This is a genomic window from Phaeacidiphilus oryzae TH49, assembly GCF_000744815.1.
Lineage (GTDB): Bacteria > Actinomycetota > Actinomycetes > Streptomycetales > Streptomycetaceae > Phaeacidiphilus > Phaeacidiphilus oryzae.
Map to the genome: position 1 here is coordinate 1,908,020 of NZ_JQMQ01000005.1, position 14,515 is coordinate 1,922,534.

General features: G+C 72.2%; 10 protein-coding genes. 1 reads left to right on the forward strand and 9 read right to left on the reverse strand.

The annotated features are described in order from the left end of the window. Positions 1-15 precede the first annotated feature (15 nt). From BS73_RS12660 to BS73_RS12695, 8 genes are all read right to left on the reverse strand, one after another. On the reverse strand, positions 16-1,680 hold the full coding sequence (locus BS73_RS12660; RefSeq protein ID WP_063836972.1) for an ArnT family glycosyltransferase: 1,665 nt from the start codon (positions 1,678-1,680) through the stop codon (positions 16-18). A 41-nt stretch (positions 1,681-1,721) separates the two neighbouring features. Beyond that, entirely contained in the window at positions 1,722-3,347 is a 1,626-nt protein-coding gene (locus tag BS73_RS12665) for an amino acid permease (RefSeq protein ID WP_051939863.1), read from the reverse strand. 241 nt (positions 3,348-3,588) lie between these two features. Then, the gene (gene dxs, locus BS73_RS12670) at positions 3,589-5,511 is read right to left on the reverse strand and encodes a 1-deoxy-D-xylulose-5-phosphate synthase (RefSeq protein ID WP_037571869.1); all 1,923 of its coding nucleotides are present in this window, start codon (positions 5,509-5,511) and stop codon (positions 3,589-3,591) included. A 354-nt stretch (positions 5,512-5,865) separates the two neighbouring features. Next, entirely contained in the window at positions 5,866-7,176 is a 1,311-nt protein-coding gene (locus tag BS73_RS12675; protein WP_037571871.1) for a sugar ABC transporter permease, read from the reverse strand. Beyond that, the gene (locus BS73_RS12680) at positions 7,173-7,961 is read right to left on the reverse strand and encodes an ATP-binding cassette domain-containing protein (protein ID WP_063836973.1); all 789 of its coding nucleotides are present in this window, start codon (positions 7,959-7,961) and stop codon (positions 7,173-7,175) included. The genes BS73_RS12675 and BS73_RS12680 overlap by 4 nt, the downstream gene beginning before the upstream one ends. 273 nt (positions 7,962-8,234) lie before the next feature. Then, positions 8,235-9,338: a sugar ABC transporter substrate-binding protein gene (locus tag BS73_RS12685; RefSeq protein ID WP_322987259.1), complete on the reverse strand. Its 1,104-nt coding sequence runs from the start codon at positions 9,336-9,338 to the stop codon at positions 8,235-8,237. 128 nt (positions 9,339-9,466) lie between these two features. After that, a complete protein-coding gene (locus BS73_RS12690; RefSeq protein WP_152617855.1) occupies positions 9,467-10,687 on the reverse strand; it encodes an ROK family transcriptional regulator in 1,221 nt (406 codons plus the stop codon). A gap of 236 nt (positions 10,688-10,923) precedes the next feature. Next, positions 10,924-11,298 carry a hypothetical protein gene (locus tag BS73_RS12695; RefSeq protein ID WP_200886687.1) on the reverse strand — a complete coding sequence of 125 codons (375 nt, stop codon included), beginning with the start codon at positions 11,296-11,298 and terminating at the stop codon, positions 10,924-10,926. Positions 11,299-11,518: 220 nt separating this feature from the next. On the opposite strand from BS73_RS12695, the gene BS73_RS12700 reads away from it, so the two are divergent. Beyond that, entirely contained in the window at positions 11,519-12,925 is a 1,407-nt protein-coding gene (locus BS73_RS12700) for an MFS transporter (protein ID WP_407675138.1), read from the forward strand. A gap of 191 nt (positions 12,926-13,116) precedes the next feature. On the opposite strand, the gene BS73_RS12705 is transcribed toward BS73_RS12700, so the two are convergent. Continuing rightward, positions 13,117-14,475, reverse strand: coding sequence for a GH1 family beta-glucosidase (locus BS73_RS12705; protein ID WP_037571880.1), 1,359 nt, complete (start codon positions 14,473-14,475; stop codon positions 13,117-13,119). Positions 14,476-14,515 lie beyond the last annotated feature (40 nt).

A 14,515-nucleotide genomic window follows, 5' to 3' on the forward strand; every position in this document is an offset into this window, starting at 1 on the left:
GGCGCCGCGCTCCGGCTACGGCGCCGTGGACGCCCCCGCCGACGGCGAGGGTGGCGACGACCGTGGCGCGTTGCTGCCGTAGCTCGCGTACTGCTGCCCGTCGCGCAAGCGGTAGATCACCGCCGTCCCGTCCTTGCCGACCTCCACGTAATGCGCCTTCAGCAGCGCCCGGATCGGCGCGATGTCCGCCGGCCGGTACGGCGCCGAGCCGGAGTCGTCGACCACTATCTCCGGCAGCCGCCGGGACATCTCCCGGGAGAACACCTGCCAGGAGTTCGGCACCGCCTCCTGCACCCCGACGCCCTTGTCCCCGCGCCCCCCGGCGTAGTTCGTCAGCAGACCCGCCGTCAGATACCTGGTGGCCGGCCGCCGGTCGGAGAGCCAGTACATCTCCGGGTGCATCCCCCAGACCAGCACCGTCTCGGACGGCGTGGTCTCCCGGGTGACCGTCGTGGCGACCTGCTGGGCGTGCTTCAGCGGCTGGTTCGGCCAGACGAAGCCGAGCACGCAGAAGACCCCGGCGGCCAGCGCCGAGTACAGCATCACCGGGCGCCAGCGCGCTCCCCCGCTCATCCGCGCCACCGCGCCGGTGCCCAGCAGCACCAGCGGCGGCACCAGCTGCAGGTAGTAGTGGCCGAAGAAGTGGAAGCCGGTGATCACGCCGAGCCAGCTCGCCCCCAGCCACACCCACAGGTCGGAGTCCGCCCGGGCCGCCTGGAGCGCCTCCCGCCGGTGGCCGCGGCGCAGTCCGCCGGCCAGCACCACCAGCAGGGCCAGCGCCGCCGCGGCCAGGATCCCGGTGTTCAGGAAGAGCCGCCCGACGATGTCCAGCCAGGCGCCGTCCGCCGAGGCGTAGTCCGAGCTCCCGGAGACCACCCAGAAGAAGAAGTCCCGGGGCCCGGTGGCCAGCGCTATTACGGCGACCGGCAGGCCGAAGCCGAAGGCCAGCCGGGCGGCCCCGTCGGTCCAGTCCGCGCGCCCGCGCCGGACCGCTCGCCAGAGCATCCAGATCACCGGGAAGAGCACCGCTCCCCCGGTCTGCTTGGTCAGCGCGGCGGCCGCGGTGAGCGCGCCCGCCCAGGCCCAGTCCCGCCGCTCGGCGAACCAGACGGCGGCCGCGGTGGCCGGCAGCATGAAGACCTCGAAGGTCGCCGCCTGGCTGTCCTCCGGCGAGAGCCCGATCGAGACGAACAGGTAGAAGACCCCGGCCGCGGCCCCGGCCCGGCCGCCCCAGCGCTTGCGGGCGATCGAGGCCAGGAAGACCGCGGTGGCGACGTGGGCGGCGATCGCCAGCACCCGCAGCGGCCAGAGCGAGAGCGAGCCGAAGAGCCCGAACATCGCCTCGTAGAGCCAGGGCAGCAGGGGCGGTTTCCGGTCGACGACGGTGTCGTAGAGGACGCCTCCGCCGGCCAGCATCCGTGCCTGGGTGGCCAGGTAGCCCTCGTCCGGGCTCCAGACGGAACGGGCGAACGAGGGCAGGTGGGTGGCCGTGGCGACGGCGCAGAGCAGGGGGACGAGGCGGGCCCAGTAGCCGGTCCTGGCCGCCTCCCGGGCCCTGGCGGCGAGCTCGGCGAGGCCGCCGCCCGAGGTCAGGGTGGCGGCGCCCGCACCCGTCAGCGCAGCGAAGTGACCGCGGCCGTGGTCACGACCGCGATCGCGCGAGGGCTGCTTCGTCGACACCCCGCCACGCTACCGCGCGTGCTCACACCCGGCCCACCGGGTTACGGCGTCCCCGATGAGTTCCCGCCATCCTCACCGCCGCCGGCCGCGGTCGAGCCCCCCTCCGCGCGTCCGGTCCCGCCGGCCCCGCCGGCCGAGCCGAGGGCGGCGCCGCTGCCGACCCGGCTGCGCCGGTGGCCGTACCCGAAGTAGACGGCGAAGCCGATGATCAGCCAGATGACGAACCGCTCCCAGGTGGTGACGGTCAGGTTGAGCATCAGCCAGAGGCAGGCCAGCACCGAGAGGATCGGGATGACCGGCACCCACGGCGTCCGGAACGCCCGCGGCAGATCGGGCCGCGTCCGCCGCAGCACCATCACGCCCACGGACACCAGCACGAACGCGAACAGCGTGCCGATGTTGACCAGCTTGGACAGCTCCTCCAGCGGCACCAGCCCGGCCACGATCGCGCAGATGACGCCCATCAGCACGGTGGACTTCCACGGGGTCCGGAACCTGGGGTGGACGTCGGAGAAGGCCTTGGGCAACAGCCCGTCCCGGCTCATCGCGAAGAACACCCGGCTCTGGCCGAGCAGCAGGATCATCGTCACCGAGGTGAGCCCGGCCACCGCGCCGACACTGATCACGTCCGCCCAGGCGCCCTGCCCGACCGCCTTGAAGGCGTCCGCCAGCGGTGCCGAGTCCGAGAGCTGGGTGTACTTCTGCATGCCGGTGACCACGAAGGACACCGCGACATAGAGGATGGTGCAGACCGTCAGCGAGCCCAGGATGCCGATCGGCAGGTCGCGCTGCGGCCTCCGGGTCTCCTCGGCCGCGGTGGCGACGATGTCGAAGCCGATGAAGGCGAAGAAGACCACCGAGGCCGCGGTGAAGATGCCCATCACGCCGAAGGTGGACGGGCTGAAGCCGGCCATCCAGGAGAGCAGCGACTGCCCGCTGCCGCCGGCGTTCGGGGTGGGCTGCGAGGGCGGGATGAAGGGGTGGTAGTTGCCGGTGTCGATGAAGAAGAGCCCGGCGATGATGACCATCAGCACGACGGCCACCTTGACCCCGACGATCACCGAGGTGACGCGGGCGGACAGCTGCATCCCGAAGACCAGCACCACCGTCAGCAGCAGCACCAGCGCGGCCGCCAGGATGTCGAAACTGAACCCGTGCCCGGTGCCGTTCCCGCCGGCGATCACGGCCGGCAGCTTCACCCCGGCGCTGGCCAGCAGCGACTGCACGTACCCGGACCAGCCGACGGCGACGACGGAGGCGCCGAGCGCCAGCTCCAGGATCAGGTCCCAGCCGATGATCCAGGCGGGCAGCTCCCCGATGGAGGCGTAGGAGAAGGTGTACGCCGACCCCGCCACCGGCACCGTGGACGCGAACTCGGCGTAGCAGAGGGCCGCCAGCGCGCAGACGATCCCGGCCACGACGAAGGAGAGGACGACCGCCGGACCGGCGTAGTTCTTGGCGGCGGTCCCGGTCAGGACGAAGATCCCGGTCCCGATCACCACCCCGACGCCGAAGACGATCAGGTCCAGCCAGGACAGCGTCTTCTTCAGCCGGTGCTTGGGCTCGTCGGTGTCCCGGATGGACTGCTCCACCGACTTCGTGCGGAACAGTCCGCCACTGGGTGGGGCGTCGGACTCTCTGATGGCCACCGGCTCTCCTTCACGCATACGACCAGTCAGCTCATCCGCTACCCGCGGCGACCCCCCGCCCCATCACCCACCCCGCCCCTTTCACCCCCACGAGCGAGCGCACATCCGCCGACCACCGCCGAGCGGCCTGCTGGGGAGGGCCCCGCGTGGCCGCGGCGGACGGAAGGGCGGACGGAACGGCGGACGGCGAACGCCGGAGGCCGGTACCGTCCAGGTCTCTGGGGCGGTACCGGCCTCCGGCGTCGTGGGTGCGGCCGTGTCAGATCTGCGGGACCGGCTCCTCGTCCAGTTCGGAGACCAGGGAGGTGACCTGGCGGGCGATGTCCGGGGCGGTGAGGCCGATCTGGGCGAAGATCTCGGCGGGCTTGGCGTGGTCCAGGAACTCCTGGGGGATGCCGAAGTCGCGCAGCGGGACGTCCACCGCCGCATCCCGCAGGGCCTGGGAGACGGCGGAGCCGACGCCGCCGGCGCGCCCGTTGTCCTCGACCGTGACGACCACCCGGTGCCGGGCGGCGAGCCCCGGCAGCTCCGGGTCGACCGGCTTCACCCAGCGCGGGTCCACCACGGTGGAGGTGATGCCCTGGGCGGACAGCAGCTCGGCGACCTCCAGGCAGGTCGGGGCCATCGCGCCGACGGAGACCACGAGGACGTCGGCGGCGGGCTCCTCGGGGTCCCCCGCGAGGTCCGCGTCCGCCCGCAGGACGTCCATTCCGCCGATCCGGCCGCCGACCGCGGCGACGGCCGGGCCGACCGCGCCCTTGGAGTAGCGGACCACCGTCGGCGCGTCGTCCACGTCCACCGCCTCGCGCAGCTGCAGCCGCAGCTGGTCGGCGTCGCGCGGGGCGGCGATCCGCAGGCCGGGGACGACCTGCAGGATCGACATGTCCCACATGCCGTTGTGCGAGGCGCCGTCGTTGCCGGTGACCCCGGCCCGGTCGAGGACGAAGGTGACCGGCAGCCGGTGCAGGGCGACGTCCATCAGCACCTGGTCGAAGGCCCGGTTGAGGAAGGTCGCGTAGAGGGCGAAGACCGGGTGCAGACCGCCGGTGGCGAGACCAGCCGCGGAGACCGCGCCGTGCTGCTCGGCGATGCCGACGTCGAAGGTCCGCTCCGGGAACTCCTTGGCGAACGGGGCCAGGCCGACCGGGTGGAGCATGGCGGCGGTGATCGCCACGATGTCGTCCCGCTCGCGGCCGAGGGCGACCATCTCCTCGCCGAAGACCGAGGTCCAGTCCAGACCGGCGGACTTGACGGGCAGTCCGGTGTCCGGGTGGATCACCGAGATGCCGTGGAAGTGGTCCTCCTCGTGCTGCTCGGCGGGGCGGTAGCCGCGGCCCTTCTCGGTCAGGCAGTGGACGATGACGGGGCCGCCGAAGCCCTTGGCGCGGCGCAGCGCCGACTCGACGGCCTGCTCGTCGTGGCCGTCGATCGGGCCGACGTACTTCAGGCCGAGGTCCTCGAACATCCCCTGCGGGGCGATGAAGTCCTTGAGGCCCTTCTTGGCGCCGTGGAGGGTCTCGAAGAGCGGCTGGCCGACGACGGGGGTGCGCTGCAGCGCCTCCTTGCCCCAGGAGAGGAACTGCTCGTAGCCCCTGGTGGTGCGGAGGGTGGCCAGGTGGTTGGCGAGGCCGCCGATGGTCGGCGAGTACGACCGGCCGTTGTCGTTGACCACGATGATGATCGGGCGGTCCTTGGCGGCGGCGATGTTGTTCAGCGCCTCCCAGGCCATGCCGCCGGTGAGGGCGCCGTCGCCGGTGACCGCGATCACGTGCCGGTCGTGGTGGCCGAGCAGCTGGTTGGCCTTGGCCAGGCCGTCGGCGTAGCCGAGGACGGTCGAGGCGTGCGAGTTCTCGATCACGTCGTGCTCGGACTCGGCGCGCGAGGGGTAGCCGGAGAGGCCGTCCTTGGCGCGCAGCCGGCTGAAGTCCTGACGGCCGGTCAGCAGCTTGTGGACGTACGACTGGTGGCCGGTGTCGAAGAGGATCCGGTCCCTGGGGGACTCGAAGACCCGGTGGAGCGCGATGGACAGCTCGACGACGCCCAGGTTGGGGCCGAGGTGGCCGCCGGTCTTGGAGACGGACTCGACGAGGAAGGCCCGGATCTCCTCGGCGAGGACCGCCAGCTGGCCGGGGGTCAGCCGGTCGAGATCACGCGGCCCCCGAATGCGGGACAGCAGAGCCACCCGTGCCTCCTTCGTTAGCACCGTTCCTGTACACCGGGCTGCTGCCCGGTTCCCCGAGTCTAATTGCCGCCCTCCCCGCGGTCGCGACCGCGCTGCGCCGATGGCGGCGGATCCCGCGCCGCAGGCGCGAAGTGAGGGGCGCCGTGCCCGGCGGCGGCGACTGGGTTGCCACCCAGTGCCCATCGCCGAGTGCGGCGCGGTAGACGCCCGGGCGCGCAGTTCCCCGCGCCCCTGCTTTCGCGGCTACGCCGCTCCAATCCGAGGGCCGGAACAGCGCCGCGCCCGGCGGCGGCGACTGGGTTGCAACCCATACTCCGTTGCCGGGCGCGGCATCGTGGACGGTCGGGTGCGCGGTTACGCGCGGCCTGCGGCCTTCTGGCTGCGGCGGGAGACCGAGTCGATGACGACCGCGGCCAGCAGCACCGCACCGGTGATCATGTACTGCACCGAGGAGGCCATGTTCAGCAGGTCCAGGCCGGTGGTGATGGACTGGATGACCAGGCCACCGAGGAAGGCCGACCAGACCCGCCCGCGACCGCCGAAGAGGCTGGTGCCGCCGATGACCGGCGCGGCGATGGCGAGCATCAGCAGGTTGCCCTGGCCGGCGTTCTGGCTGGCGGACAGCACGTTCGCGGCCATGAACAGACCGCCGATCGCGGCGAAGGTGCCGGCGATGGAGAAGACCGTGATCCGGATCATCGCCACGTTGATACCGGCCCGGCGGGCCGCCTCGATGTTGCCGCCGACCGCGAAGACCTTGCGGCCGTAGGAGGTCCGGCGCAGCACGAAGTCCGCGAGGACCAGCAGCACCAGGAAGACCACCAGCGCGTTCGGCACGCCCTTGGACTGGTTCAGGACGTACGCCGAGCCGAAGGCCGCGATCGCCAGCAGCACCGTGCGCAGCACGATCTCGCTGGTGGGCCGGAACGGCACGCCCGCCTTGCGGCGCCGGGCCTGCTCGATGAGCGAGCTGACCAGGAGTCCGGCCGTGCCGAGGATGGCCAGGATGTACGCACCGGAGACGTCCGAGGCCAGGAAGTAGGAGTTCTGGCCGAGGATGTGCATCAGGCCCTTGTCGGCCAGGTTGATGGATCCGTTGCTGCCCAGGATCCACAGCATCAGGCCGTTCCAGGCCAGGTTGCCCGCGAGGGTGACGACGAAGGCCGGCACCCCGACCTTGGCGAAGAACCACCCCTGGAGGGCGCCGAAGACCAGGCCGGTGAGGATCGCCAGCACGATGGCGAGCCAGGCGTTCATGCCATGGGTGACCGACAGCACGCCGAAGACGGCGGCGGAGAGTCCGCTGACCGAGGCGACCGACAGGTCGATCTCACCCAGCAGCAGGACGAAGACCAGCCCCAGGGAGATCATCCCGGTGCCGACCAGGAAGTAGGAGATGTTGGAGAGGTTGCCGGCGGACAGGAAGGCGCTGTCCTTGGCCTGGAAGATCGCCCAGATGACGATCAGTCCGATGACCACCGGCAGGGAGCCGAGCTCGCCGCCCTTGATCTTGCGCTTGAACTCGGTGAGGTAGCCCTTGAAGCCCTGCTCGCGGACGAGAAGGCGGGGGTCGACGGCGCCGGTCGGCGAGACGGCTCCGTCGGCTGCGACGGCACCGTCCGCCGGCTCCTGCGGAGTGCTGGTCTGGGTCTCGTTGGTGCTCACTTGGTTGCCTCCGCGGTGCGCGACGTGCGACGGGTGACAGCGTTGTCGGTGGCACCGGTGATCGCGGCGATGATCTCTTCGTTGGTGGTGTCCTGCACCTTGAAGACACCGTTGTTCCGGCCGAGCCGCAGCACCGCGACGGTGTCCGCGACGGCCGTCACATCGGCCATGTTGTGGCTGATCAGGATGACCGCGAGGTTCTGCTCGCGGAGCCGCTCGACGAGGTCGAGGACCTGGGCGGTCTGCTCGACGCCCAGGGCGGCGGTGGGCTCGTCCAGGATGACCAGCTTGGGCGCCCCGATCAGCGCGCGGGCGATCGCGACGACCTGCCGCTGGCCACCGGAGAGGCTGGCGACCGGGATCCGGACGCTGGGAATCCGGATGGACAGGGTGTCCAGCAGCTCACGGGACTTCTGCTCCATCCGCACCTCGTCCAGCACCGAACCGCGGCGGATCTCGGCGCCGAGGTAGAGGTTGCCGACGACGTCCAGGTTGTCGCAGAGCGCGAGGTCCTGGTAGACGGTGGCGATGCCCAGGTGCTGGGCGTCGTTGGGCTTGTGGATATGGACCCCGCGGCCCTCCCACTCGATCTGGCCCTCATCGATCGGGTGCACCCCGGCGATGGTCTTGACCAGAGTCGACTTGCCGGCGCCGTTGTCGCCGACCAGGGCGACCACCTCTCCGGCGTGGACCTCCAACTCGACGTCGGTGAGGGCCTGCACGGCACCGAAGCGCTTGGAGACCCCGCGCAACGCCAGTACGGGTGCGCTTGTCACGTGAACCAACTCCTTTTGCCCCGCCCGGTGCCGCGGACGGGATTGCCGCGCGCGGCCCGAGCCCCACTCGGGACGGCGGCGAACGAACAGAAACAGACCGGGCCGGTGGTCCGCCGGCGCCGGACCGGCGACGGCTCTACCGGGCCGTCGTGTCTGACGGGCAGTCACCCATGCTGCCGCAGACGGGGGTCGACGGGAACACCGGTCCGGACGACTCTCGCCGCCGGTCCGGGTCCCCGTACCGCCCCACGGGATCCGGGGCCTCGAAGGCCCTGGGAGCCCCTACTGGAGGCCGATCTTCTTGCAGTCGGCCGCGTACTGCGGGGTGCAGATCTGGGCGATCGTCCACTGGTTGCCGGCGACCACGGTCTGCTTGATGTTGTCCTTGGTGATGATCTTGTTGGGGAGCAGCACCGAGGGGACCTTCTGACCGCTGCCGCTGGTCTGGGTCGAGGTCGAGATGCCGTCCAGGCTCTTGCCCTGGAGGAGCGCGACGGCCATCTTCGCGGCCACCTTGCCCTCGGCCGCGTAGTCCTTGTAGATGTCGGCGTACTGGGTGCCGGCGACGATCCGCTGGATGCCGTCGATCTGCGCGTCCTGGCCGGTGACCGGGATCCCGGAGATGCCCGCGCCCTGCAGGGCGGTGACGATGCCGGCGGCCATGCCGTCGTTGGCGGAGTAGACGCCGGCGATGTTGTTCTTGCCGAGCGCGGTGATCGCCGCGGCCATCTTCTGGTTGGCCACGTTCTGCAGCCACATGCCGGACTGCTCGTACGCGACGTCGACCTTGGGCTTCAGCACCGACTGGGCGCCGGCCTTGAACATCGCGGCGTTCGGGTCGCCCGGGTCGCCGTCGATCATGACGACCTTGGTGCTCTTGTTGGCCTTGGGGCCGAGGCCCTGCAGCAGCGCCTGGCCCTGGAGCCGGCCGATCGCGGTGTTGTCGAACGAGGTGTAGGCGTCGATCGGGCCCTCGGCGAACCGGTCGAAGGCCACCACCTTGACGCCCTTGGCGTGCGCGTTGGTCACGGCGCTCGAGATGGCCTTGTAGTCGACCGGGTCGACGATGAGCACCTTGTCGCCGTTGGTCACCGCGTTGGCGACCTGCTGCGCCTGGGTGGAGGCGCTGTTGGCGGCGTTCTGGTAGTCCACCGTGCACTTCGGGCAGAGCTGCTGGATCGTCGACGTGATCGTCGGACGGTCGAACTTCTCGTAGCGAGTGGTCTGGTTCTCCGGCAGCAGCAGGCCGATCTTCCCCCCGGCGCTTGCCGAGGAGGAGGAGCCGGAGGACGAGGAGGACGAGCTGCTGGAGCCGGCCTTGCCGCAGGCGGCGACACCGGTGGCCATCGCGACCGCGGCGGTGGCGACGATTACGCGACGCGTCATTGCGTTCATGAGGAGAAGCCTCCCTGACAGGGCCGCCACGTCGCGGCCGAGGTTGGAGGGAGTCAAACCCGTAGCAGCCTCTGGCGTCAATAAGTAAATTCGGTGAACGCCATATCCAGACCGCTTCGTTATCTTCCTGAAGTCATCGCGGCGACGGAGCGTCCTGTCAGGGCACTGGAAGACGAGTCAAGTGCCCCTGAATCGCCCATCTCGGACATCACCAGGGCGAGCGCCCCGAGCACCTCGGCCCGACCGCCGAGAGTACCGGGGACGACGCTCAACTGGCGGGCCGCGCTGGGGATCGCGTACCGGGCGACGGACTCCCGGATCGGGTCGAGCACCAGGTCGCCGGCCTCGGCGAGGTCGCCGCCGAGGATCACCCGGCGCGGGTTCAGCAGATTGCAGAGATTGGCCACCCCGGTGCCGACCTGCCGGCCGACGTCCGCGATCACCCGCCGGCAGCCCAGGTCGCCCTGCTGCGCCAGCTGGACCACCTTGGGGATGGTCAGGTCGGGGCCGTGGCTGGCCGCCAGCAGGTTGAGGACGTGCCGGGCGGAGACGAAGGTCTCCAGGCAGCCGCGGTTCCCGCAGCGGCAGACCGGCCCCGACTCGTCCAGGGTGATATGCCCGATCTCGCCGGCCGTGCCGCCCGGTCCGCGGTAGATCTGGCCCGCGATCACCAGGCCGGCGCCGACGCCGCTGGCCATCTTGATGTACGCGAGGTCGGTGAGGCCGCGTCCCGCCCCCCAGACCAGTTCGCCGAGCGCCCCCAGGTTGGCGTCGTTGTCCACGTAGACCGGCATCCCGAGGCGGGAGGAGAGCTCGCGGCCGGGGACGATGCCGGACCAGCCGGGGAGGATCGCGGTGGAGCCGACCGCGCCGGTCTCCACGTCGATCGGGCCCGGCACGCCGAGCCCCACGCCGATCACCTTGTCCCGGCCGAAGCCGGTCTCCTCCAGCAGCCGGGCGACGATCTGCTCGGCCCGGTCGAAGCCCTGGTCCGCGTTGGCGTCCGTGTCTATCGGGGCGCTCTCCTCGGCGAGCACCCGATGGGCCAGGTTGCCGACGGCGACCCGCAGGTGGGAGTGGCCGAAGTCGACTCCGACCACGATCCCGGCGTCCGCGCTGAGCGAGACGCTCCGGGCCCGCCGTCCGCCGGAGGAGGTGGGCGTCACCACGACCGTCCCGCTCTCCCGCAGCTCGCGGACGATATTGGAGACGGTCGCCGCCGAGAGCCCGGTGGTCCGGGCGATCTCGGCCTGGGTCAGCGACCCCGCCATCCGGACCGCCCGCAGCACCCGCTCCAGGTTGGCGCGGTGCAGCGAGGACTGCGAACCCGGCGTGTCCACGGACATCTCTCACCCTCCCGGCCGCGACGCTGCGGCGGAGTCCAGTTACAACTTGTGAAACCCAAGCTGAGCCAACCTACTGACGTCCCGTCAAGGCCGAAAGCAGATCGTTGTGAAACCCAGACCACGGCCGGCGGCGGAGCGATCAGCGTCCGAACCGAGGTTTTCCCAGCTCACGACGCTTCCCTCATCCTCTCGCACGGATGATCGGACCAAACCGGCGGGTCACCCGCCGGTCAGAGGGTTGACCGCCACCGGACGCCGGCCAGCGCCTCCGCCACCAGTCGAACGCTGTGCGCGCGAGCGACCAGGCGGGGACCCTCGGCCGCGTAGCGGGCGAGCAGCTCGTCCACGGTCTCCGGCGGCACCCGGCCGGCCAGCTCGGCACGGGCCGTCGCATAGCCGCGGCGGGCGGCCCGGACGGCGGCGTCCGCGTGGTGCCGGGCGAGCCGGGCGAGCAGCCGGGGATGGCGGGCGAGCACCCGATGGGCACGGTACTCGGGCGGACAGCACCCGTAGAGCCAGCGGACAGCGCTGCGCTCCCAGCCGGGCACGCCGGGGGCCGCACCTGGCTCGGCCAGCCGGGCGGCAGGAACTGTTCGCTCACACATTCGATTATGAAGGACGGCCGACCGGCGCTGCGTCGGCCTGCCGGGACGCCGGCCCGGGTAGCGTCCCCGTGTGGGCCGAGAAGCGGGTGGAGAACCGGACCGAGGAGCGGGCGGAGCGGCGGCAGCCGGCGCGGGCGGCGCGGACGGCGGCGCCGGAACGCTGCGGCTGGGCTCGGCCCGCGGCCGATGGGTGCTGGCCTGCTGCGTCCTCGCCTCCGGGATGGCGATGCTCGACGGGACCGTGGTGAACATCGCACTGCCGCACATCGGGGCGGAGCTGAGCGCCCCGCTCTCGGTGCTGCAGTGGATCATGAACGCCTACCTCCTCGCCCTGGCCGGCCTGATCCTGCTGGGCGGTGGACTCGGCGACCGGTACGGGCGGCGCCGGCTGCTGGTCACCGGGACGGTGTGGTTCGCCGCCGCCTCCGCGCTGTGCGCGCTGGCGCCGAACGCCGGCGTGCTGGTGGCCGCGCGCGCCGGACAGGGGGTGGGCGCGGCCCTCCTCACCCCCGGGTCGCTGGCGCTGATCCAGTCCGCCTTCCACCCCGACGACCGCGCCAAGGCCGTGGGCGCCTGGTCCGGCCTCGGCGGGATGGCCACCGCGGTCGGCCCCTTCCTCGGCGGCTGGCTGGTGGACGGGCCCGGCTGGCGGTGGATCTTCCTGATCAACGTGCCGCTGGCGGCGGTGGTGGTGGCGCTGGCCGTGCTGCGGGTGCCGGAGAGCCGGGACTGGCGGGCCACCGGCCGGTTCGACGCGCCGGGCGCGGCGCTGGCCGCGCTGGCGCTCGCCGGGATCACCTACGCGCTGATCGCCGCGTCCGGGAGCCCCTCGCCGATGCGGGTGGCGCTGCCCGCGGCGGCCGGCGTCCTGCTGGGCGCGCTCTTCGTCCTGGTCGAGCGGCGCGGCCGGCATCCCATGCTGCCGCTGTCGCTCTTCTCCTCGGCCCTCTTCGTCCGGGTCAACGCGGTGACGCTGTGCCTGTACGCGGCGATCGGCGGGGTGTTCTTCCTGCTGCCGGTCGCCCTGCAGACGGGACTCGGCTTCAGCGCGCTGGGCGCCGGGGTGGCGACCATCCCGATCACGGTGCTGATGCTGACCCTCTCCTCCCCCGCGGGCGCGCTGGCCGGGCGGATCGGGCCGCGGCTGCCGCTGACCGCGGGGCCGCTGCTGAGCGCCGGGGGTCTTGTGCTGCTGGCCCGGGTCGGCGCGGGCAGCGGGTACTGGACGACGGTCTTCCCGGGTGTGGTGGTGATGGGCCTCGGGATGAGCCTCTTCGTCGCGCCGCTGACGGCGACGGTGCTGGCCTCCGTACCGGTCGAGCGGTCCGGGATCGCCAGCGGCGTCAACAACGCGGCGGCGCGGGCCGCGCAGCTTCTCGCGGTGGCGGCGCTGCCGCTGGCCACGGGGCTCTCGGGGCGGGCATACGCCTCGCCCGACGCGGTGCTGCGCGCGTTCCGCGAGAGCGCGCTGATCTGCGCGGGGCTGATGCTGGCCGCCGCGCTGGCTGCGTGGACGACGGTACGCGCGGACACTCTGCGCCCCGGCCCTGCGGGCGGCGAGCCGGCAGAACCCCGCTGCACCCGATTCGGCCACCCGACGGCTCCACCGCTGGAGCCAGGCAGCTAGGCGCGCCCCGGTCTTGGCCCGCAGGGCCAGATCAGGGGCGCGGGGAGCTGCGCGCCCAGCCCACCACGACGCTGCACGCGGCAACGGCGCTTGGGTTGCAACCCGGACTCCGTACCCGGCTGCGGCGCCGTGGTCGGCCGGGCGCGCAGTTCCCCGCGCCCCTGAGTTGCTGCGCAACTCGCGGGGCGCGGCTAGCCGTGGTGCTGGGTGGCGATCGCGTCGCGGTACCAGGCGTAGGACTCGCGCGGGGTGCGGGTCTGGGTCTCGAAGTCCACCTGGACCAGGCCGAAGCGCTGGTGGTAGCCCTCCGCCCATTCGAAGTTGTCGAGGAGGGACCAGACGTAGTAACCGCGGACGTCCACGCCGGCCTCGATCGCGGCCGCCACCGCGCGGACATGCCCGTCCAGGTAGTCGATCCTGCGCCGGTCGTCCAGCTCCGGGTAGGAGCAGCCGTTCTCGGTGATGGTGATCGGCGGAAGCGCGTCCCCGTATCGGGACCGGAGCCCGGTCAGCAGCTCGGTGAGGCCCTCCGGGACGACCGGCCAGCCGAAGGCCGTGCGCTCGTACCCGGGCTCCGCCGGCGGCTCTGCGAGGTCGAAGGGGAGGCCGGCGTCCGGGCCTGGGGCGGTGATCCAGGTGGGGTTGTAGTAGTTGACGCCGAGGCCGTCCAGCGGCGGGGAGGAGATGAGGTCGAGGTCGCCGTCCCGGACCGCGCCGTCGAGGTCCTCGCTCGCGCCGTAGGCCTTGAGGTCGGGGTAGCGGCCGAGCAGCAGCGGATCGTTGAAGAGGCGGTTGTGGAGGGCGTCGTACGCCTCCGCGGCCGCCCGGTCGGCCTCCCCCGCGCCGGGGAGGAGGCGGACCGGGGTGCAATTGTTGGTGGTGAGGATCCGCTCGGCCCCGCGCTCGCGGAGCGCCGCCGCGGCCAGCCCGTGGCCGAGGAGCTGGTGGTGGGCGACCGGGAGGGCGCCGGTCAGCAGCGCCCGCCCGGGCGCGTGGACGCCGAAGGCGTAGCCGAACGCCATGTGGACGAAGGGCTCGTTGAGGGTGATCCAGCGGCGGACCCGGTCGCCGAGCCGGTCGGCGACGACGCCGGCGTACTCGGCGAGCCGGTACGCGGTGTCGCGTTCCAGCCAGCCGCCGCCCTCTTCGAGCGCCTGCGGCAGGTCCCAGTGGAAGAGGGTGGGGACGGGGCTGATCCCGGCCGCCAGGAGGCCGTCGACCAGCCGGTCGTAGAAGTCCAGTCCGCGCGGCTCGATCCGGCCGGTGCCCTCGGGGAGGATCCGGGGCCAGGAGATCGAGAAGCGGTAGGCGTCCAGGCCGAGGCCGCGCATCAGCGCGATGTCCTCGGCGTAGCGGTGGTAGTGGTCGCAGGCGGTGGCGCCGGTGTGGCCGTCCCGGACGGCGCCCGGCCGCCGGACGAACGCGTCCCAGATGGAGGGGCCCTTGCCGTCCTCCTCGGCCGCGCCCTCGACCTGGTACGCCGCGGTGGCCGCGCCCCACTCGAACACGGCGGGGAACTGCGGGAGTTGACGGGGGCTCAGGGGGATCATCGCGCCACGGTAACGCCGGAAGGCCGGCCCCGGGAGGGGG